The following is a 20,975-nucleotide window of genomic DNA, read 5'->3' on the forward strand; positions in this document are numbered from 1 at the left end:
TGCAGTGAGACTCCAAGACCATACCGATTTCACGACGCTGCACTGGGTCAAGGCGGAGCTGGACGAGGCCCTGTCCAAGGCACGCCATGCCCTCGAGTCCTATGTCGACGACTCGCGCGACGCCTATGTCATGCACACCTGCGCCGCGGACCTGCACCAGGTGCACGGTACGCTGCGTATGGTGGAGCTTTACGGCGCGGCGATGGTCGTCGGCGAGATGGAGCAACTGGTCGCCGCGCTGATCGACGACCGCGTGGCCGATCGCAACGAAGCCTATGCCGTGCTGATGCGCGGCATGATGCAGATGCCCGATTACCTCGAGCGCCTGCAGAGCGGCCATCGCGATGTGCCCATCGTCTTGCTGCCGCTGCTGAACGACCTGCGTGCCAGCCGTGGCGAGCAGTCGCTGCACGAGTCCGCCCTGTTCACGCCCAACCTCGACACCGTGCTGCCCGCCGCTGCACCCGGGGCGGCCGATCCCGCGTCCGCCGAAGCCGCGCGTGGCGAGCTGGCGGACCTGCGCGCGCGTTTCCAGCAGCAACTGCTGGCCTGGTTCCGCGGGCAGGGCAACGAGCGCCAGCTGCTGGGCATGCGCGCGACGCTGGACGGCATCGCCGCGCGTTGCTACACCCTCGCCGGCCGGCGGCTGTGGTGGATCGCCGCCGGTGTGCTTGAGGGCCTGGAGCGCGGCGTGCTGCGCGCCCACGAGAAGGACGTGCGCCAGCTGATCGGCCGTGTCGATCGTTCCATCCGCGAGCTGGTCGATGGCGGCGAAGAGGCCCTGCTCAGGGGCGATGCCGACGACCTTGCACGCAAGCTGCTGTATTACGTGGCCCAGGCACGACCGGGCAGCGAACGCCTGGACGAACTGCGCCAGACCTACCGGCTGGATGGCCTGCTGCCACGCGAGGCCGAGGTCGAGCACGCGCGCGGTTCCATGTCGGGACACAACCGTGCGCTGCTGGACACGGTATCCGCCGCCATCAAGGACGACCTGCTGCGGGTGAAGGAATCGCTCGACCTGTTCCTGCGTCGTCCGGATGGCGATCCCGCCCAGCTCGGGCAGCAGGCCGACGTGCTCGACCGCGTGGGCGACACGCTGGGCATGCTGGCGCTGGGTGTGCCGCGTCGCGTGGTCGGGGAGCAACGGCGCATCCTGGGCGAGATCGCCACGGGCGCGCGCGAACCCGATGAGGAATCCCTGCTCGATGTGGCTGGCGCGCTGCTCTATGTCGAGGCGTCGCTGGACGACCATATCGAACGCCTCGGCGCCGAGGGCGATGAGTCGGCGGTGGCCGAGGTCGGGCCGTCGCCGCTGCCGCGCAGCGAGGCGCGCCACATCCTTGCCACGCTGATGCGCGAGGCCACCACCAATACCTCGAAGGTGAAGGACGCGATCGTCGCCTTCGTCGAATCGTCGTGGGACCACGAGCAACTGGCCGGCGCGCCGGAACTCATGGCGGAGATCGGCGGGGCCATGCGCATGCTGGGCGCGTCGCGCCCCGCGGAACTGGCCGACGGTGTCGGCCTGTTCATCCACCGCGAACTGCTGGTCGATCGCCGCGTGCCCGACGGTGCGCAGATGGACCGGCTTGCCGACGCGCTGGCAGCACTGGAGTACTACCTGGAAGCGGCGCGCGAACATCGCGGCGGACTGGAGCACATCCTGGACGTGACCCAGCAGAGCCTTGCCGAGCTCGGTTACTGGCCGTTGCCCGCGCACGCCCCGCACGAGCCGGAAGCCATGGGCGAGGACGCCCTGCAGGCCATCGACACCGCCGCGATCGAGCACATCGCCGTGCCGGCTACGAGCGCGGACGAGGGCGAAACGGTATCGACCTTCGCGGAATCGTTCGACCTGGTCGACGAGCCGCCCACCGAGGCGGAGATCGCCGCGCATGCCGCCGCGGCTGAAACGTCTGCCGCTGCGGAGCCCGAACCCGAACACGTCCCCGTGCCTGTGGTCGCCGAAGACGACTGGGTGGAGATCGAGGAAGAGATCGAGCAGGAAGTGGGCGGCACGGGTCATGCGGAGTTCGCCGGCTTCCAGATCACCGTCGATGGCATCGACGACGAGATCCGCGAAATCTTCCTGGAGGAAACCCAGGAAGAGATCGACAACCTGCGCGCGGCGCAGGTCGCCTGGCTGCTGGACACCACACGCAGCGAATCCCTGGTGCCGATCCGCCGGTCGTTCCATACCCTGAAGGGCTCCGGCCGACTGGTGGGCGCGCGCCTGCTTGGCGAGTTCGCCTGGAAGGTCGAGAACCTGCTCAACCGCGTGCTCGACAAGACGATCGAGCCGCATGAAGGCGTGCAGGCGCTGATCCGCCACGCGGTGGATGCGCTGCCGCAGCTGAAGGCCGCGCTGGAAGGCGAAAGCACGCCGGGCGCGCCGATCGCCGCGATCATGGAGACGGCCGATCGCCTCGCCATGGGCGACATGGCCTTCGTCGAGGATGTGGCCAGGAACGCCGTGCAGACGGTGCGCACCAAGGTGAAACGCCGGGTGCCGCGCGACACCATCGCCGACGTGCCCACCGCCGCGTTCGCCAGCTACGGCCAGGCGCCGACCGATGCGATCGAGCCGGCCGCCGTCGAGCCCGCCTACGTGTCGCCGCCGCTGCCGCCGGTGGATGCGGTGCTGCTGGATATCCTGCGGACGGAAGTGGCGCAGTACCTCAACGTGATCCGCGGCAACCTTGCACGTGCCGGCGACGGCGAGCTACCCGTGGACGATGCGCTGTTGCGCGCGGTCCACACGCTGCACGGCGCCATCGGCATGGTCGACATCCCGGTGCTGATCCAGGTGCTGGCACCGCTGGAGGGCCTCATCAAGCGTGTGCGTGCCAGCGGCCACCCGCTGAGCGTGGAAGGCGTGGATGCCCTGACCGACACGGCCGACCTGGTCGATCACGTCATGCACCAGTTCGATGCGCCCGATCCGCGCGTGCCGGACGTCACCGCACTCGCGGCGCACATCATCGCCCTGCGCGACGAACAGCCCGAAGCCACCGTCGCCCATATCCTGTACGAGCCGGACTATGGGCAGCCGCTCGACGAGATGGACGAGATGGACGAGGTCGCCGAACACGCGAGCGAACCGGCGGATCTGGAAGCCGAACTGGAAGCGATGCTTGCGGGTGAACTGGCGGACCTCGAGGCTGCGGCGGCTTCGCACCGCGATGGCGAAGCAGAGCCGGCCGACGCCCCGTCCGACGAGCTGCCGCCTGTCGATCTGGAGCCCCTGCAGCCGGTAGACACCACCGACTCCCTCACGGCCGAACTGCTTGCGTCGATCGAGCGTTTCGAGATCGACACGCCGGAGGGTGTGGTCGAACCGATCGCGAAGTACGACGAGCAGGAGGCCGCCGCCTGGCGCTCGCTGACCGAAGGTTTCGATGCCACGGCCAATGCACCGGGTCGTGGCGAACCTGCGGAAGTCCACGATCTGCCACAGCCGATGTCGCACGACGGCGATGTCCTGCACGTCGACGACGGTCTTGTCGAGGCGCGCTCCGACGAGCCCGACGCCGTAGCGGACGACGAGGCCATCGACGAGACACCCTCGGACGAGGATGCTTACGATGCCGCTCTTTCGGCGAGTGAGGAAGGTGACATCGACGCTCCGGTCGTCGAAGCCGTCGCTCCCGTCACCGAGCCCGAGATGCCGGTCGTCATCGAGGATCAGTCGCACGAGCCGCTCGCGGAGCCGGTGCATATACCGGTGGACGATCCGGCCCCGGCGCTGGTGCCCGAACTGTCGCCCTATGCGGATATCGATCCCGACCTGCTCGAGGTGTTCATCGAGGAGGGCAGGGAGATCCTCGACCATGCCGATGGCGCCCTGGCCGCGTGGCGCAACGAGCCGCATGTCGCCGAGCACGTGACGGCGTTGCAGCGCGATCTGCATACCCTCAAGGGCAGTGCGCGCATGGCGGGCCTGCCGCCCGTGGGCGACATGGCCCACGCCATGGAAGCGCTGCTCGATGCGGTGGCTTCCGGGCAGCGCGACAGCGACCGGGCCTCCATCGAAGCGATGGAAACCGGTTTCGATCGCCTGCACGGCATGATCCAGGGCATCGCGCAGCATCGCCCGATCTGGCTGGGCGATGCCGATATCGAGCCGTTCGCACGCCTGGCCGGCGCGCCCATCGCTCCCGATACGCTCACCGCAGAGGCCTATCGCGAAGAGCGCGAAGCCGCCGAGTACATCCCGGCACCGGAATCCGTGCCCGAGCCCGACATCATCCCGGTGCTCGAACGCGACCTTCCGGAGTTGCTGCCCGAGTTCGAGGAAGAAGAGCTGCAACGCGCTTCGCAGGAGCAGATCCGCGTTCGCGCCGACATGCTCGACACGCTGGTGAACCATGCGGGTGAGGTGTCGATCTACCGTTCGCGCCTGGAACAGCAGACGGCCAGCTTCCGTTCGACGCTGACCGAGCACGAGCAGACGGTCAGCCGCCTGCGCAGCCAGTTGCGCATGCTGGAAATCGAAACCGAGGCGCAGATCATCGCGCGCTACCACCAGGAGCATCCGGACACCGGTTCGGCCACCTTCGATCCGCTGGAACTCGATCGTTTCTCGCAGTTGCAGCAGTACTCGCGTGCGCTGGCGGAGTCGGTATCGGATCTGGTGTCGTTGCAGACGATCCTGGACGAACTGACCCGGCAGTCCGAAACCCTGCTGCTCCAGCAGCAGCGCGTGAATGCGGAACTGCAGGAAGGCCTCATGCAGACCCGCATGCTGCCGTTCGACGCCATGGTGCCCAACCTGCGCCGCACGCTCCGCCAGGCCGCCAACGATGTCGGCAAGCGCGCCCAGCTGGTCGTGGAAGGTGCCAACGGCGAAATGGATCGCAACATGCTGGACCGGATCAAGGCGCCGTTCGAGCACATGCTGCGCAATGCGGTGGCCCACGGCATCGAGGCGCCCGAGCAGCGCGAGTCCATCGGCAAGAACCCCGAAGGCACCGTGCGTATCCAGGTGGCCCGCGAAGCCACCGAGGTGGTGGTGCGGCTGTCCGACGACGGCGCCGGCATGGATCGCGAGGCCATCCGCGCCAAGGCGATCGAGCGCGGGCTGTTGCGCCCGGATGCGCGCGTGTCCGATGACCAGATCCTGCAGCTGACGCAGGTGCCCGGGTTCTCCACCGCGGAGACGGTCACCCAGGTGGCCGGCCGCGGCGTCGGCATGGATGTGGTGGCCAACGAGATCAAGCAGCTCGGCGGCACGCTGGCGATCGAGTCGGACATGGGCAGCGGCACCACCTTCGTGATGCGCCTGCCGTTCACGCTGGCCGTCACCCAGGCGCTCATCGTGCGCATCGGCGAAACCAGCTTCGCCATCCCGATGACCTCGGTCAACGGCGTGGCGCATGTCGAGCCTAACGAGCTCGCCCACCGCATGGCGGACGAGCAGCCGTCGTTCGACTACCTCGGCGAGGAGTTCACGATCCACGACCTGCCGCAGCTGCTGGGCATGCACATCGTGGCCACGCCGGACGAAGGCGACATTCCGCTGTTGCTGGCGCGATCGGGCGACCTGCGCGCCGCCATCCGCGTGGATGCCGTGCTGGGCTCACGCGAAATCGTGGTCAAGCCGGTCGGTCCGCAGGTCAGTTCGGTGCCGGGCATCCTGGGTGCGACCATCATGGGCGACGGCTCGGTGCTGATGATCCTGGACCTCGCGCCGCTGGTACGCCATGGCGTGGCGCGGCGTGCCTTCGAGGCCGAAGCCGCCATCCCGCATGCGCCTCGTGCGCAGGACGAGGTGCGCGTCAAACCGCTGGTGATGGTGGTCGACGATTCCATCACCATGCGCAAGGTGACCGGGCGCGTACTGGAACGTCACGAGTTCGAGGTGATGACCGCCAAGGACGGGATCGACGCGCTGGAGAAACTCAACGAGCGCGTGCCCGACCTGATGCTGCTGGATATCGAGATGCCGCGCATGGACGGCTACGAGCTGGCGATGCAGATGAAGGCCGACGAACGGCTGGCGGCGGTGCCGATCATCATGATCACCTCGCGCACCGGCGACAAGCATCGCCAGCGCGCGTTCGACATCGGTGTGGAGCGCTACATCGGCAAGCCCTATCAGGAAAACGATCTCATCGTGCAGATCAATGACGTGCTCGGGGGCCACCATGGCTGATCACGCGCCGAGGGTGGCGCTGCTGTTCGACGACGCCGCCTTGTCGGGACACCTGCGCGAGGCGTTGATCGAGCACGGCGCGACCATCGTCTACGAATCCGACCTGCGCGCTTTCGCGCCCGCCGAACTGGTGGGCTCGTCGGCGGACGTGGTGGTGATCGACCTGGACGACCCGGGCGACGAGGACCTGGATCGCCTCTACGACACCGTGGAAAGCGGACACCCGCGCCTGGTATTCAACGATTCGGACGTGAGCCGCCACCTCGAAGGTTGGGCGCGTGCGCGCTGGGCACGCCACCTGGCGGCTAAACTGGTCGGCGTCGCGCCGCCGGACCCGGTGCGTCCAGGCGACGCGCGTGCACTCGAGCCACGACTGGCGGCCATCGCCAGTGTCGCCGCGCCGGCCGAGGAAATCATCGACCTTCCGCTGACAGACGACCTGGCGATCACCGGGGCGCACGGCTACGCCGCCTCGCCGTTCGTGTCGACGACCAACGAGACGGCGGTGTCGATGGATGCGGTGCCCGATATCGCCAGCGATGTCGCGGACCCGCTGGTGTTTTCCACGGCGCTGTCGACGACCGACGATGACGAGGGTGTCGATCCTGCCGATCTCGCGGCCGAGCTGGAAGCCCTGCTGGCCGACACGGATGCGTCGGCGATCAACACCGACGGCCTCGAAGACGTGCCTTCGGCACCCCTGGAACTGACCGAACTGGCATCGCTCGACCTGTCCGGCTTCGAGGTCGTCGACGAGACTCCGACGTCTGCGTCTGCGTCGGTGCCGGAACGGGCGTTCGACCTCAGTCAGTTCAGCCTGGCCTCCGACGACACGGCCCCGCCGGTCGCGGTGGAGGTCGCCATTCCCGCGCTGGATATCGAACATCGCGCCACCGAATACGCACCCCCGCCTGCGCCCTCGTGGGACCTGGTCGACCACGATACGATCACGGCCGATACGCCGGCGCGCCCGCGTGCGTCCGAGTTCGGGATCGAGACGCTGACGGCCGCCGAGTACCTGGCCCAGGACGTCGTCGACGACGGCAGTCATGGCGTCACCTTGGGTATGTCGCTGGAACTGGTGTCGCTGGAAGAAGCGATCGCCCCGCGCACGGACGGTGAGTTCTCGCACGAAATGTTCCTCGAAGGCAGCGCGCGTGCGGTGCGTCGCGTAGTGGTGCTGGCGGGTGGCTTCGACAGCGAGGCGTCGATCGCGGCGTTCCTTGCCGCCGTGCCGGCGCGTCTGCCCGCCGTGCTGCTGGTGGCCGTGCACCACGACGATACCCAGGACCTGGCAGGCCGCCTGGGCGGTCTCCGCATGGCGGGCCAGCAGACGCATGCCGCGAATGGCGAGCGGCTGGTGGTGCCACGAGGAACGCGGGTCCAGATCCGTCGCGACGGTCGTGTCGTCGTGAGTGACGATGCCGACAACCATGACGGCCCGGGTCCATCCCTGGACGACAGCCTCGCCACGGTCGCGGAAGGTTTCGGCGCCGATGCCCTCGCCATCGTCTTCGACGGCCGCGGTAGCGATGCCGTGGCCGGTGCCCAGGCGGTGTATGACGCCGGCGGTCGCGTGTGGATCGAGAGCGTGCCCGCGGGCGACGAACGTGGACACACGGTGGCCGGTATCCGCGAGGAGCGTGTGGCCGCCTACGCGGGCGATGCGGCCGCGCTGGCGCAGAAACTGATCGAGGAATTCCCATGAGCGAACCGTTACCGCGCGAAATCCGCTGCGTCCTGATTCCCAGTGCGGGCGTTCGCCTGCTGCTGCCCAACGCCGCGGTGGCTGAAGTGATCACGCTGACCGGCGTCGAGCCAGTGGTGGATTCGCCGGCGTGGTTGATCGGTCGTATCGCCTGGCGTGGCTGGCGCATTCCGCTCGTGCGCTTCGACCACGTGGCGACGCTACCCGACGACGCGCCGCCGCAGGCCCCCCGTGTGGCGGTGCTCAAGGCATTGGGCAACACGCCCGAGCTGCCTTACATCGCCGTGCTGACCCACGGCTTCCCGCGCCTGACCACGCTCAACGCCGAACTGCTGCTGCCCACCCACGACGGTCACGACCTGCCTTTCGGCGTCCGTGCGCGCGTGCTGGTGCGCGACGACACCGCCATCATTCCCGATCTGGAAGCCCTGGAGCGGACGCTCGCGGCAATGCCGGACGACGTACCGGAACGCGCTGTCGAGGACTGACGATCGGTCAGGGAGGTTGACACGTAACTGAGAATCATTATCATCAACTCCGCACCCTCAACCGCGGAGTGGACCATGTTGCTGAGAACGCTTCCCCTGACCGACAACGGCGGCCGAGACAAGGTCGTTCCCCTGCGCATGACGACACCGGTCGCCACGCGCCGTATCGAAAGCAAGAACCTGCTCGACGGATCGCGCGAACTCGTCATCGAGCACCAGGGCAGCGAATACCACCTGCGCCTGACCCGCAACGACAAACTCATCCTGACAAAGTAGGAGCGCACGATGTGCGCGACATGTGTTGAGGCCGAGCCTGTGTATCGGCGCACGATGTGCGCGACATGTGTCGAGGCCAAGCCTGCATGTCCTCGCACTATCGCTTAGACGCACACCCTTCTCCCCGACGCCAAGCCACGCGGCACCTCCCCGGACCGCGCCAGCCAGGCCTCCGTTACTCGTCCGACCTACCGGAGGCGACATGTTCGGCTGGCTCTCGTCCTTCGGCGTGCCCACGCGCGCCCGCAATAGCCCCACCACGCGCTGGCTCGCACTGGCACCGGTCACCTTGTTCGAAGGCCTGGGGCAACTGGGCGGTGTCCTCTACCTAGCACCGCCCCTGTGTGCCGACTGCGCCGTCGCCCCGGCGGCCGACGGCTGTCTCGTGGAATCGGCCGACCTCGCGCCATTGCTGGTCACGCGCTGGGTCGGACTGACCTGCGCCGTCACCGCCGAAGGTCCGCGCGAATGGATCGACTGCGTCGGCGCGGCAGGCGACACGCTGGCAAGGGTTTACCTCTTGCCCGACACCGACTACCTCGCCTGGGATGGCTTGTTCGCAGGCGCCATTCCGGTCGATCCGCCGCATCGGCGGACGCCGGGCCGCGAATGGCTGCGCGCCTCGCGTGCCCGCGTGCTCATCTTCACGCGCCGCAGGCTGGCCGGCTTCACCGTCCTCGGCGCACGCGATGCCCGCATCTCCACCCTCGGTCACGGAGTGGCGCGCGACATCGCGCTTTCCGAGTCGATCGGTATCGCCGGCTGATCGTAGCGATCAATGCGCGCTGCGCGCGTGTTTGTCGACGAGGAAGGCATTCCCATTGCGGACCAGCGTGAGCATGTCTCGTACCTTCCTCACCTTGTCCGGGTTGGCGATCTCGAATTCGTCGCCCTCCACCTCGACCTCGACCTCGACGGTATCCAGCCCCTTGTCCGTATAAGCGATCTGGTCAACTGCCTTGTCTTCCGAAAATGAGGTGTGGTGAGAGTAAGAACCCCGTGATGCTTCATGGGAGTGGCATCATCGTTTGAAAAACGGCTATGGACGGGTGCGTCGATAGGCCGAGCGGTCGCCGAACAGATGGGCAAAATCGGCCGTGAAGGTCGTCGCGGGAGCAGGGGTCACGCCGAGGGCGGGCGTGGGGGAATCGCTGGGCATGGTCGAGTCCTTTCGTGGGTACGGAATCCTTCCGATGCGATGGACGCTACGCCGTTGGCTGCGGCGTGCCATAGGCTTTTGGTTGTAGGCGCGGACAGTGCGACAGTGTCCGGCGCTGTCCGCGGACACTCTGGCCTGACATCGGCCTGATCCTAACTCCATGAAAAATAGGATGTGCCTGGGCTGGCACGGCACTTGCTGAAGCTTCCGCTGAAGTCCTCCAGGGAAGCCAGCATGATCCGCGATACCTCCGTTACGGACCGCCTTGTCGAAGTGCGCCCGAATCGCCGCCGCAAACTGCTGATCGTCGGTGCATGCATCGCCGTCGTGGCCGTGCTCGCGCTGGCCGCGCCGAAAATCGCCACGATGTTTTCGGCCGATTCGTCGGTCAGCGCCTCGCGCCTGTCCTTCGGCACCGTGACACGCGGGCCGTTCGTGCGCGATATCGCAGCCGAGGGCAAGGTGGTCGCGGCGGTCAGCCCCACCCTCTATGCCGCCTCGGCGGGCGCCGTGGTGCTGAAGGTGCACGCGGGCGACGTGGTGACCAAGGGCCAGGTCCTGGCCGTCATTACCAGCCCGGAGCTGACCAGCAAACTGGCGCAGGAAAAGTCGGCCGCCGATGCGATGCAGGTGGATTTCCTGCGGGCGCAGATCGATGCCAAGAAAAAGCGCTCCGAACTGCAGAAGGCCTTCGACAATGCGACCATCGACCAGACGGCCGCCAGCCGTGACCTGAAACGCTACCAGACCGCCTTCGACAAGGGCGCGGTGCCGGTGGCGGACGTCGACAAGGCGAAATCGACCCTGGACAAGGCGGCGGTGACTACCAAGCACGCACAGTCGGACCTGTCGATGGACAACGACAGCCTGACCTTCGACGTGGAGTCCAAGCGGCTGGCGCACGATCGGCAGCTGCTGATGGTCAAGGACCTGGAGCGCCAGGTCGACGACCTCAACGTGAAATCGCCGGTCGACGGGCAGGTGGGCCAGCTGTTCATCGCCGAGCGTGCCACGGTGGCCAAGGACGCGCAGCTGGTGAGCGTCATCGACCTGTCTGCCCTCGAAGTGGAAATGAAGGTGCCGGAAAGCTTCGCACGTGACCTCGCCATCGGCATGCCGGGCGAAATCACCGGCAACGGCAAGGTCTGGAACGGCAAGGTCAGTGCCATCTCGCCCGAGGTCGTCAATGGGGAAGTGGCCGCGCGCTTGCGCTTCGATGGCGATACGCCCAAGCAGCTGCGCCAGAGCCAGCGCATGTCGGTCCGCATCCTGCTGGACAAGCGCGACAACGTGCTTACCGTCGAGCGCGGCTCCTTTGTCGACGAGAGTGCCGGCCACTACGCCTACGTCGTCAACGACGGCATGGCCGACCGGCGCGATATCCGGGTCGGCGCGAGCAGCATCGACAAGGTCGAGATCCTGGACGGCCTGAAAGAAGGTGACAAGATCGTCATTTCCGGTGCGGATGCCTTCGGCGCCGCCAAGCACATCGCCATCAGCCGCTGATCCGGCACCCACTTACCGAACGAGGGATACGTCATGCTCAAGATGAACCATCTAGCCAAGGTCTACCGTACGGAAGTCGTCGAGACCTACGCGCTGCGCGACTTCAACATCGACGTGAAGCAGGGCGAGTTCGTCGCCGTGACCGGCCCGTCGGGTTCGGGCAAGACGACGTTCCTCACCATCGCCGGCCTGCTCGAAACCTTCACCGGTGGCGAGTACCACCTCGATGGCGTGGAGGTGAGCAAGCTGGACGACAACGCGCGCTCGCGTATCCGCAACGAGAAGATCGGCTTCATCTTCCAGGCCTTCAACCTGATCCCCGATCTCAACGTGTTCGACAACGTGGAAGTGCCGCTGCGCTACCGCGGCATGAAGGCCGCCGAGCGCAAGCAGCGGATCACGGATGCCCTGGAACGGGTCGGCCTGGCCTCGCGTGCCAAGCATTACCCGGCGGAACTCTCCGGTGGCCAGCAGCAGCGCGTGGCTATCGCACGCGCGCTCGCCGGCTCGCCGCGGCTGTTGCTGGCGGATGAGCCCACCGGCAACCTCGACACGCAGATGGCGCGTGGCGTGATGGAACTGCTGGAGGAACTCCATCGTGAAGGCGCGACCATCGTCATGGTCACCCACGATCCAGAACTGGCCGCACGGGCCCAGCGCAACGTCCACGTGATCGACGGACAGGTGGTCGACCTGGCGGAAGAGCCGCGTTTCCAGGCGCATAACCACGTCGCCCAATCCTGATTGATCGAGACTCCCCGGGGGGAACGCGTCATGTTCAGCTACTACTTCCAACTTGGTCTGCGCAGCCTGCGCCGGAACCCCGTGCTCACGGCACTGATGGTGATGGCTATCGGGTTCGGCGTGGCCGCGTCCATGACGACGTATTCGGTGTTCCGCGCCACATCGCGTAACCCCATACCCCAGAAATCCGACGTGCTCTACAACGTGCAGGTGGACAACTGGGGGCCGGAGAACACGAAGCACGGCGAGCCGCCCGAGGCGCTCTCGTACACCGATGCCACGGCATTGCTGCGCGCGCGCAAGGCGGAACGACAGACGGTGACATATCCTGTCGGTGTCTCCGTCATTCCCGACGATCCGGCGCGGCTGCCGGTGCGCAAGGGCGCCTACGCGACCGGTGCGGACTTCTTCCCCATGTTCGATGTGCCGTTCCTGCAGGGCAGGGGATGGACGCGGGATGACGACGAGCGTCACGCGGACGTGGCGGTGATTTCGAAATCGCTGAACGACGCACTGTTCAACGGCGGCAACAGCGTGGGCAAGCAGGTCAACCTCGACGGACACCTGTTCCGTGTTACCGGGGTCATCCAGGACTGGGCGCCGCAGCCCGTGTTCTTCGACGTGCCCAATACGGGCGGCTTCAACGAGGGTGCCGCGGTGTACGTGCCGTTCACCCGCGCGCTGGACCTGAAGCTGCCGAACAACGGCAACAACAACTGCACCTCCGATCCGGGCGAAGGCTGGGATAACTACCTCCGCTCGGAATGCATCTGGCTGTCGCTGTGGGTCGAGCTGCCCACGACCGCCGCGGCGCAGTCCTACCGCCAGTACCTTGCCGGCTATGCCGCCGAGCAACAGCGCGCCGGCCGCTTCCGCTGGGCGCCCAACGGCCGGTTGCGCAACGTTGTTGACTGGTTGTCGTTCCAGCAGGTGGTGCCGCAGGAATCGCAGGTATCGCTGGTGGTCTCGCTCGGTTTCCTGGTGATCTGCCTGGTCAACACGGTGGGCCTGCTACTGGCCAAGTTCATGCGTCGCGCACCGGAGATCGGCGTGCGTCGGGCGCTGGGTGCCTCGCGTCTGCACATCTACGCCCAGTTCCTCATGGAGGCCGGCACCATCGGCATCGTCGGTGGCCTGCTCGGCCTGATCCTGACCGGTGTCGGTGTGCTCGGCATCGGGCTGGTGTTCCCTGAGCGCATCGCCCACCTGGCCACGCTGGACCCGGTGCTGGTGATGCTCACGCTGCTGGTGTCCATCATGGCATCGGTGTGTGCCGCCCTTTATCCCACCTGGCGTGCTGCGCAAGTGCAGCCGGCCTGGCAGCTGAAGTCCAACTGAGGATCACGCCATGCAGATTCGTCCCATTCTCTCGGCGTTGCGCCGGCACAAGTCCGGCACCATCCTCATCGCCTTGCAGATCGCGCTCACGCTAGCCATCGTCTGCAATGCCCTGTTCATCGTGAACCAACGCATCGAGCGCGCGCATCGCGCCACGGGCATGGTCGAGTCCGATGTAGTGGTAGTGCAGAACCTCTACGTAGGCGCACCTTCCAGCTTCCTGCCCCTGATCGCAACGGACATCCAGGCGATCCGCAACATGCCGGGCGTGGAAGATGCCTACGTCACCAATTCCGTGCCGTTGCGCCGGGGTGGCTGGTCGACGTTCGTGTCCAGTAATCCGGAAAAGACCAAGAACGGCATGCAGTCGGCACTCTACTTCGGCGATGAACACACGCTCAAGACGCTAGGCGTGCAACTCCTGGCCGGTCGAAACTTTACGGCAGGAGAAACCAGCAGTGTCGCGCGCCAGGACATGCCCACGCCCGCGCAGGTCATCATCACCAAGGTACTCGCCGACAAGCTCTTTCCCGGCGGCAACGCGCTGGGCAAGGTGGTCTACTACCGGGAGGGTAAGCCTTCTACCGTCATCGGCATCGTGGCCAAGCTCACCGTGCCCTGGATCGATTCGGAGTTCCACGACAACGTGACGATCATGCCGGTGACCATGAACGACGGCGCGCAGACCTTCGCCATACGGACCAAGCCCGGGCAGCAGGACGCGGTGTTCAAGAGCGTGGCCAAGGTGCTCTACGACACCAACCGCATGCGCGTGCTGCCGGAGAAATACGGCGTGCGTACGTTCGAGATGATGCGTGCGAATGCGTACGAGGCGGATCGTGGCATGGCGATCCTGATGGGCGTGGTGTGCGCCGTGCTGTTGGCCATCACGGCGGCGGGCATCGTCGGTCTTTCGAGTTTCTGGGTGGGCCAGCGACGGAAGCAGATCGGCGTGCGGCGTGCACTCGGTGCGCGCCGCAGCGACATCCTCGGTTACTTCATGACCGAGAACTTCCTGATCGCGCTGGCCGGTGTGGTCGTCGGCACGGTGCTGGCGGTCGGCCTCAGCCAGTGGATGGTCACCCACTTCGAGATGGAGCGACTGTCCTTCACCTATGTCATGGTCGGCGTGGTTGCCCTGCTCGGCCTCGGCCAGGCCGCCGTGTTCGCTCCGGCCCTGCGCGCGTCCCGGGTGTCGCCCGTGGAAGCGACGCGCAGCGTCTGAATCGAAGGACGACCGATGTTCGCCTACTACCTGGAACTGGCTTTCCGCGGCCTCAGGCGGAGCAAGGCGCTCACGGTGCTGATGGTGGTGGCCATCGCATTGGGCATCGGCGCCAGCATGACCACGCTGACGGTGTTGCACGTGATGTCGGGGGACCCGCTGCCGGGCCGCAGCGGGTCGATCTACATGCCGAGGTTCGATCCGCGCGGCCTGGACCATGCCGAGAACAGGGATATGCCTATCCAGGTCAGCTGGACCGACGGCATGCAGATGCTGCGCGAGCACCGCGCCGACCGTCAGGCGCTGATGGTCGGCGGCACCGTGCCGGTGCAGCCCGATGATCCGGGCATGGACCCTTTCTTCGAAAAGGCGCGTTATACGACCGCCGATTTCTTTCCGATGTTCCAGCCACGCTTTCGCTACGGGCAGGCATGGTCGGCCGCGGATGACGAGTCGCGTGCCCGCGTCGTCGTGATCGGTTCGGAACTGAACGACCGGTTGTTCGCTGGCGCCAACAGCGTGGGCCGTACGTTGCGTGCCAACGGCGCGGACCTGCGTATCATCGGCGTGCTCGAACCGTGGCATCCCGTGCCTCACTTCTATGACATCTACACCGGCAGCTATTCCGGCAGCGAAGCCGTTTTCGTCCCGCTCTCGACGTACCGTGCACTGGCGATGACCCGCGCCGGCGGCATCAGTTGCTGGGGCGAGGGATCGACGGCGGAGGCGGACATGGAACGTGCCTCGTGCACCTGGCTTCAGTACTGGGTGCAGATCGACAGCGCGGACGGGGTGGCCGCTTATCGTCGGTATCTCGATGGCTATGCGCGCGAGCAGCAGCGATCGGGGCGCTTCGCTAGGCCTGTGCCTGCCCAGTTGACCGGCCTGATGGATTTCCTCGACGAGCAGAAGGTGGTGCCGAGCGACGTTCGGCTCCAGGTGTGGCTGGCGCTGGGCTTCTTCATGGTCTGCCTGGTCAACACGGTGGGCCTGATGCTCGCCAGGTTCATGCGTCGCTCGGGTGAAGTCGGCGTGCGTCGCGCGCTTGGCGCGTCGCGCGGCAGCGTGTTCGCCCAACTGCTGACCGAAGCCGGATTGATCGGTGTGGCGGGAGGGCTGGGCGGCCTGCTGCTCGCGGCCGCCGGGCTGGCGATGGTCCGGATGCAACCGCACGACTCCGCGCGGCTCGCGCACATGGATGCCACGATGCTCGCCGCCACGCTGGTGCTGTCCGTGCTGGCCGCGCTTGTCGCCGGCCTGTTGCCCGCATGGCGCGCATGCAGCGTAACGCCGGGCCTTCAACTGAAGAGCCAATGACATGAACCTGCAGATCCGCCCCATCCTTTCCACGCTGAAGCGCCACCGCATCACATGCACGTTGCTCATCCTGCAGATCGCACTGACCTGCGCCATCGTTTGCAACGCCGTGTTCCTCGTACGCGATCGACTGGGCTGGATGGACACACCCAGCGGTGTGGCCGAAGACCAGCTCGTCCGGATGGAAGTGGGTGACATTGGTGCGCGCAGCGACATGCATGCGCGCACCGAAGCTGACCTGACGGCGCTGCGGGCCTTGCCCGGGGTGCAGGCCGCGACCGTGATGAATTCGTTGCCCTTCGGCGACCGCAGCTGGAACGGCGGGATCACCCTGGAGCGCAACCAGCGCGAGTCGAGCGTCAATACCGGCAATTTCTACGGCGAGCGCGTCGGTGAAACCCTGGGCCTGCAGCTGGTCGCGGGTCGCTGGTTCCGTCCCGATGAGTACGCCTGGATGGATGACGTGGTCAGCGCCAGGGTCAAGGTTGCCCCCGCCCTCATCGTTTCGATGGCCACGGCCCAGAAGCTGTTCCCGGAGGGGCACGCCCTCGGGCGGCGTGTATTCGTCGGCGAGAACGAGATGCGTATCGTAGGCGTCGTCGCACGCCTGTCGCGTGCGGGTCATGACGACCGTGCGACGATAGGCCTGACGACGATCGCACCACTGCGCGAGTCCCCCGTCTGGGGCGCCGGTTTCGTCTTGCGTGTCAAGCCGGGCGAGGCAGAACGCGTGCTTGCCGCAGCGGTCGCTACCCTGCGCAAGCTCGACCCGCGGCGGGTGATCACCGAAAAACAGACCTACAGGCAGATCCGCGATGAGTTCTTCGCCAGTGATCGCGCCATGGCCGTTCTCCTGGTCGGCGTCTGCGTGGCGCTGCTGATCGTCACCGCACTCGGTATCGTCGGCCTGGCCAGCTTCTGGGTGGGACAGCGGCGTCGCCAGATCGGCGTGCGCCGTGCGCTCGGGGCGCGACGCGTGGACGTGCTGCGCTACTTCCAGACCGAAAACTTCCTGCTGACCAGCATCGGCATCGGTATCGGCATGGTCATGGCCTACGGCATCAACCTGCTGCTGATGTGGCAGTACGAGGTGCCACGCCTGCCGGCTGCCTATCTGCCCGCGGGCGCCGTGGTGCTCTGGTTGCTGGGACAAGTGGCCGTGCTTGCGCCGGCCATGCGTGCCGCAGCGGTTCCCCCGGTCGTGGCCACTCGTGGCTAGAATGGTGGAAAGTGTCGAAACGCATGCAACCCTTTTGCCCGGGGAAGCATCCATGGCTGCATGCAAAGGGAAAAGATGCGCTGCGTACTGATCATCGATGACAACCCGGCCGTGGGTGAAGCGCTTTCGCTCGTCCTCAGCCTGCGAGACATCCACCCGCTCGTGGCGACCACCCCCGAAGAGGGCCTGGCCCTGCTGGCCGCCGGGCGTGTCGATATCGTCATCCAGGACATGAACTTCACCGCCGACACCACGTCGGGGGAGGAGGGCGTGGCGCTGTTCCAGGCCATCCGCGCGCGGCATGCGGATCTCCCGGTCATCCTGCTGACGGCCTGGACGCATCTGGAAGCCGCCGTGGAACTGATCAAGGCCGGCGCCTCCGATTACCTGGCCAAGCCCTGGGACGACACCAAGCTGCTGGCCACCGTGGAGAACCTGCTGGAGCTGTCCGAGTCCACCCGCGAGGTCACCCGCGTACGGGTGGAGCGTCGCCGTCGCCGCGAGGCGCTGGAAAGCCGCTACGACCTCGGCGGCCTGGTGTTCGCCTCCGAAGCGATGAGCCGCACCATCGAACTGGCCTGCCAGGTCGCCCGTTCGGATGTCTCCGTGCTGGTCACGGGTCCCAACGGCGCCGGCAAGGAGCGCGTCGCCGCCATCGTGCATGCCAACTCGGCCGTTCGCCGCGGGCCTTTCGTGGCGGTGAACTGCGGTGCCTTGCCGGGCGAACTGATCGAGGCGGAACTGTTCGGTGCCGATGCCGGTGCCTACACCGGCGCCAACAAGGCCCGTGAGGGTCGCTTCGAGATGGCCGACGGCGGCACGCTGTTCCTCGACGAGATCGGCAACCTGCCCCTGCCGGGCCAGATGAAGCTGCTTCGCGTGCTGGAAACCGGCCAGTTCGAGCGCCTGGGCTCGGGACGCACGCGCCAGGTCAAGGTGCGCGTCATCAGTGCCACCAATGCAGACCTCAAGGCGATGATCGCCGCGGGCACCTTCCGTGAGGATCTTTATTACCGCCTGAACGTCATCGACGTGAACCTGCCGCCGCTGGCCGAGCGCAGCGACGACATCCTGCCCCTGGCCGAGCACTTCCTCGACGGTCGTGCCGTGCTCAGCGAGGACGCGCGTGAAGCGCTGCTGGGGCATGCCTGGCCGGGCAACGTGCGCGAGCTGAAAAACGCCATTGCCCGCGCCGCACTGCTTGCGCCCGACGGGCGCATCGAGCCCGTGCACCTCAACCTGCCGCCGCCGTTAGCCAGCCCCGGCCGCAGCCTGGACGAGCCCAGCCGCGAGTCGGTCGAAACGGCGCTGGCGTCCGCCGGTGGCGTGGTCAGCCGCGCGGCGAGCAGCCTGGGCCTGTCGCGCCAGGCGCTCTACCGGCGCATGGAACGCTACGGGTTGGCGGGCTGACGAGCCACCGCATGCGCATACTGACGCTGGAAGGGCGCATGACCCTGGTGGTGGCCACGTCCGCTATCGTCGGTGCGCTGGTGTTCGCCGGGATATGCTTCTGGCCGTTCCCCCAGCTGGTCACGTGGATGCGCACGGTGCCGGACAAGTCGGGCAAGGTGCTGGCGGCGGTGCCGGTCGAGACCTTCGATGCCACCACCGCCCTGCTGATCTGCCTCATCGTGCTGCTGCCGCTGTCGGCCTGGATGGCCCATGTGCTGGTGGAACCTGTGCGCCGCCTGATGCGTGCGCTGGAAAGCGCGGTGGCCAGCTATCGCGACGGCGACTTCAGTATCTCCATCCGGTCGGAGCGCAACGACGAACTGGGCGACCTGATCCGGATGCACAACGAACTGGGCCAGACCCTGCGCGAGCAGCGCCAGCACCTGGCGCAGCGTGAGCTGTTGCTGGACACCGTGGTGCAGAACACACCGGTGGCCCTGGTGCTCACCGATACCGCGGGCAAGGTCACCTACGCCAACATCGCCGCGCGGCAACTGTTCAACCAGGGTCGCGCGCTGGCCGGCCTGGATTTCCAGACGCTGCTGGACACCATGCCCGAAAGCCTGCGCGCCGCCGCAGCCGCGGGCGAGGATGCGCTGTTCAACGTCGAGATGGAGGGCAGCGAGGAAACCTTCCACCTCTCCCAGCGCGGCTTCCGCCTGCAGGGGCGCCCGCATCGCCTGCAGCTCTACCGCCGGATGACCCGTGAACTGTCGCGCCAGGAAGTGCAAACCTGGAAGCGGGTGATCCGAGTCATCAGCCATGAGCTCAACAACTCGCTGGCACCCATCTCGTCGCTGTCCTATTCCGGTGCCGAACTGGCACGGCGCGGCGACCTGGACCGCCTGCCGGGCGTCTTTGCCTCCATCGGCGACCGCGCGAAGCACCTGCACGGTTTCATTTCGGGCTATGCCAGTTTCGCCAAGCTGCCGACGCCACAAGTGGCGGCCGTGTCGTGGAAGCCGTTCCTCGACGGACTGGCACTGCATGCGCAGTTCCAACTCGCGGCGCCGGTGCCGGAGCGCAATGGCTGGTTCGACGCGAGCCAGATCGAACAGGTGCTGATCAACCTCATCAAGAATGCTCACGAGGCCGGCGGCGATGCATCCGGCGTCAGCCTGTCGGTTCACGCGGTGGGACGCGAGGTGCTGGTCGAGGTGGCCGATCGGGGGCCCGGCATGAGCGATACCGTACTCGCCCAGGCGCTGCTGCCGTTCTATTCGACCAAGCGCGCGGGTACCGGCCTGGGCCTGGCGCTGGCGCGCGAGATCGCCGAGGCCCACGGGGGGCGCATCGCCCTGTCCAACCGCGAGGGCGGCGGCCTGCGCGTCACCCTGGCGCTGCCCGCCGGTCCGGGCTGACCCGCTTCGCCTATACTCCGGGCAACACACCTCGGACAGGGATAACAGGTCATGGGAAGTATCGTCGCGCTGGTCGTGGTCGTGGTTGCCGTCACGATCCTGGCGAAGCTGATCCGCATCGTGCCGCAGGGCTACGAGTGGACGGTGGAGATGTTCGGCAAATACACCGGCACGCTCAGCCCCGGGCTGCATTTCCTCATTCCGTTCGTCTACGCCATCGGGCGCAAGATGAACATGATGGAACAGGTGCTCGAAGTCCCCTCGCAGGACGTCATCACCAAGGACAACGCGGTGGTCCGCGTGGATGGCGTGGTGTTCTACCAGGTGCTGGACGCGGCCAAGGCCGCCTACGAGGTGGCCAACCTCGAAGGCGCGGCGCTGGCCCTCATCATGACCAACATCCGTACGGTGCTCGGCTCGATGGACCTGGACGAAAGCCTCAGCCAGCGCGATGCGATCAACGCCAAACTGCTCGGCGTGATCGACGAAGCCACGCATCCCTGGGGCGTCAAGGTCACCCGTATCGAGATCAAGGACATCTCACCGCCGCGCGACCTGGTAGACGCCATGGCGCGCCAGATGAAGGCCGAGCGCGAAAAACGCGCCAACATCCTCGATGCCGAGGGCTTCCGCCAGGCGGCCATCCTCAAGGCCGAGGGCGAAAAACAGTCCGCCATCCTCAGCGCCGAGGGCAAGAAGGAAGCCGCCTTCCGTGAGGCCGAGGCCCGCGAACGCCTGGCCGAAGCCGAAGCCAAGGCCACCTCGATGGTGTCCGATGCCATCTCGCACGGCGACGTCAACGCCCTGAACTACTTCGTGGCCAACAACTACGTCGAGGCCCTGAAGGAAATGGCCAAGTCGCCCAACCAGAAAACCCTGCTGCTGCCGATGGAGGCCACGGGCATCCTCGGTTCGCTGGCCGGTATCGCCGAGCTGGCCAAGGCCTCGCTGGCCACGCAGCAACAGCAGCGTGCGCAGGCGGATACCGGCACCGTCAACCGCACCCCGCCGTTGCCGCGCTGACG

At 66.6% G+C, this 20,975-nt stretch carries 15 protein-coding genes; all 15 read left to right on the forward strand.

What is annotated here, in order from left to right; genetic code table 11:
• Positions 1–4: 4 nt before the first annotated feature.
• The 15 genes from AB8808_RS05290 (at position 5) to AB8808_RS05360 (ending at position 20,973) form a co-directional block, all read left to right on the forward strand.
• Positions 5–6,157 (forward strand): Hpt domain-containing protein, encoded by a 6,153-nt coding sequence (locus tag AB8808_RS05290; RefSeq protein WP_369927340.1) that lies wholly within the window; start codon positions 5–7, stop codon positions 6,155–6,157.
• A complete protein-coding gene (locus AB8808_RS05295) occupies positions 6,150–7,865 on the forward strand; it encodes a chemotaxis protein CheB (protein WP_369927342.1) in 1,716 nt (571 codons plus the stop codon). The genes AB8808_RS05290 and AB8808_RS05295 overlap by 8 nt, the downstream gene beginning before the upstream one ends.
• A complete protein-coding gene (locus AB8808_RS05300; RefSeq protein WP_369927344.1) occupies positions 7,862–8,353 on the forward strand; it encodes a chemotaxis protein CheW in 492 nt (163 codons plus the stop codon). The genes AB8808_RS05295 and AB8808_RS05300 overlap by 4 nt, the downstream gene beginning before the upstream one ends.
• 138 nt (positions 8,354–8,491) lie before the next feature.
• Complete coding sequence (gene hemP, locus AB8808_RS05305) at positions 8,492–8,629, forward strand: hemin uptake protein HemP (RefSeq protein ID WP_285404043.1); 138 nt, start codon at positions 8,492–8,494, stop codon at positions 8,627–8,629.
• Between the two features lie 202 nt (positions 8,630–8,831).
• Entirely contained in the window at positions 8,832–9,395 is a 564-nt protein-coding gene (locus AB8808_RS05310; RefSeq protein WP_369927346.1) for a hypothetical protein, read from the forward strand.
• Between the two features lie 12 nt (positions 9,396–9,407).
• Positions 9,408–9,605: a hypothetical protein gene (locus AB8808_RS05315; protein ID WP_369927348.1), complete on the forward strand. Its 198-nt coding sequence runs from the start codon at positions 9,408–9,410 to the stop codon at positions 9,603–9,605.
• 417 nt (positions 9,606–10,022) lie between these two features.
• Complete coding sequence (locus tag AB8808_RS05320) at positions 10,023–11,294, forward strand: efflux RND transporter periplasmic adaptor subunit (RefSeq protein ID WP_369927349.1); 1,272 nt, start codon at positions 10,023–10,025, stop codon at positions 11,292–11,294.
• 33 nt (positions 11,295–11,327) lie between these two features.
• Positions 11,328–12,038 (forward strand): ABC transporter ATP-binding protein, encoded by a 711-nt coding sequence (locus AB8808_RS05325; protein ID WP_369927350.1) that lies wholly within the window; start codon positions 11,328–11,330, stop codon positions 12,036–12,038.
• Between the two features lie 30 nt (positions 12,039–12,068).
• Complete coding sequence (locus AB8808_RS05330; protein ID WP_369927351.1) at positions 12,069–13,376, forward strand: ABC transporter permease; 1,308 nt, start codon at positions 12,069–12,071, stop codon at positions 13,374–13,376.
• A gap of 10 nt (positions 13,377–13,386) precedes the next feature.
• A complete protein-coding gene (locus AB8808_RS05335; protein WP_369927353.1) occupies positions 13,387–14,601 on the forward strand; it encodes an ABC transporter permease in 1,215 nt (404 codons plus the stop codon).
• 15 nt (positions 14,602–14,616) lie between these two features.
• Entirely contained in the window at positions 14,617–15,918 is a 1,302-nt protein-coding gene (locus AB8808_RS05340) for an ABC transporter permease (RefSeq protein WP_369927355.1), read from the forward strand.
• A 1-nt stretch (position 15,919) separates the two neighbouring features.
• On the forward strand, positions 15,920–17,137 hold the full coding sequence (locus AB8808_RS05345; RefSeq protein ID WP_369927357.1) for an ABC transporter permease: 1,218 nt from the start codon (positions 15,920–15,922) through the stop codon (positions 17,135–17,137).
• Between the two features lie 75 nt (positions 17,138–17,212).
• Entirely contained in the window at positions 17,213–18,547 is a 1,335-nt protein-coding gene (locus AB8808_RS05350; RefSeq protein WP_369927359.1) for a sigma-54-dependent transcriptional regulator, read from the forward strand.
• Positions 18,548–18,558: 11 nt separating this feature from the next.
• Positions 18,559–19,950, forward strand: a complete 1,392-nt coding sequence (locus AB8808_RS05355; protein WP_369927361.1) for a sensor histidine kinase — start codon at positions 18,559–18,561, stop codon at positions 19,948–19,950.
• A 51-nt stretch (positions 19,951–20,001) separates the two neighbouring features.
• The gene (locus AB8808_RS05360; RefSeq protein ID WP_369927363.1) at positions 20,002–20,973 is read left to right on the forward strand and encodes an SPFH domain-containing protein; all 972 of its coding nucleotides are present in this window, start codon (positions 20,002–20,004) and stop codon (positions 20,971–20,973) included.
• Positions 20,974–20,975: the final 2 nt, after the last annotated feature.

This window comes from Xanthomonas sp. NCPPB 2632, assembly GCF_041228075.2.
Lineage (GTDB): Bacteria > Pseudomonadota > Gammaproteobacteria > Xanthomonadales > Rhodanobacteraceae > Luteibacter.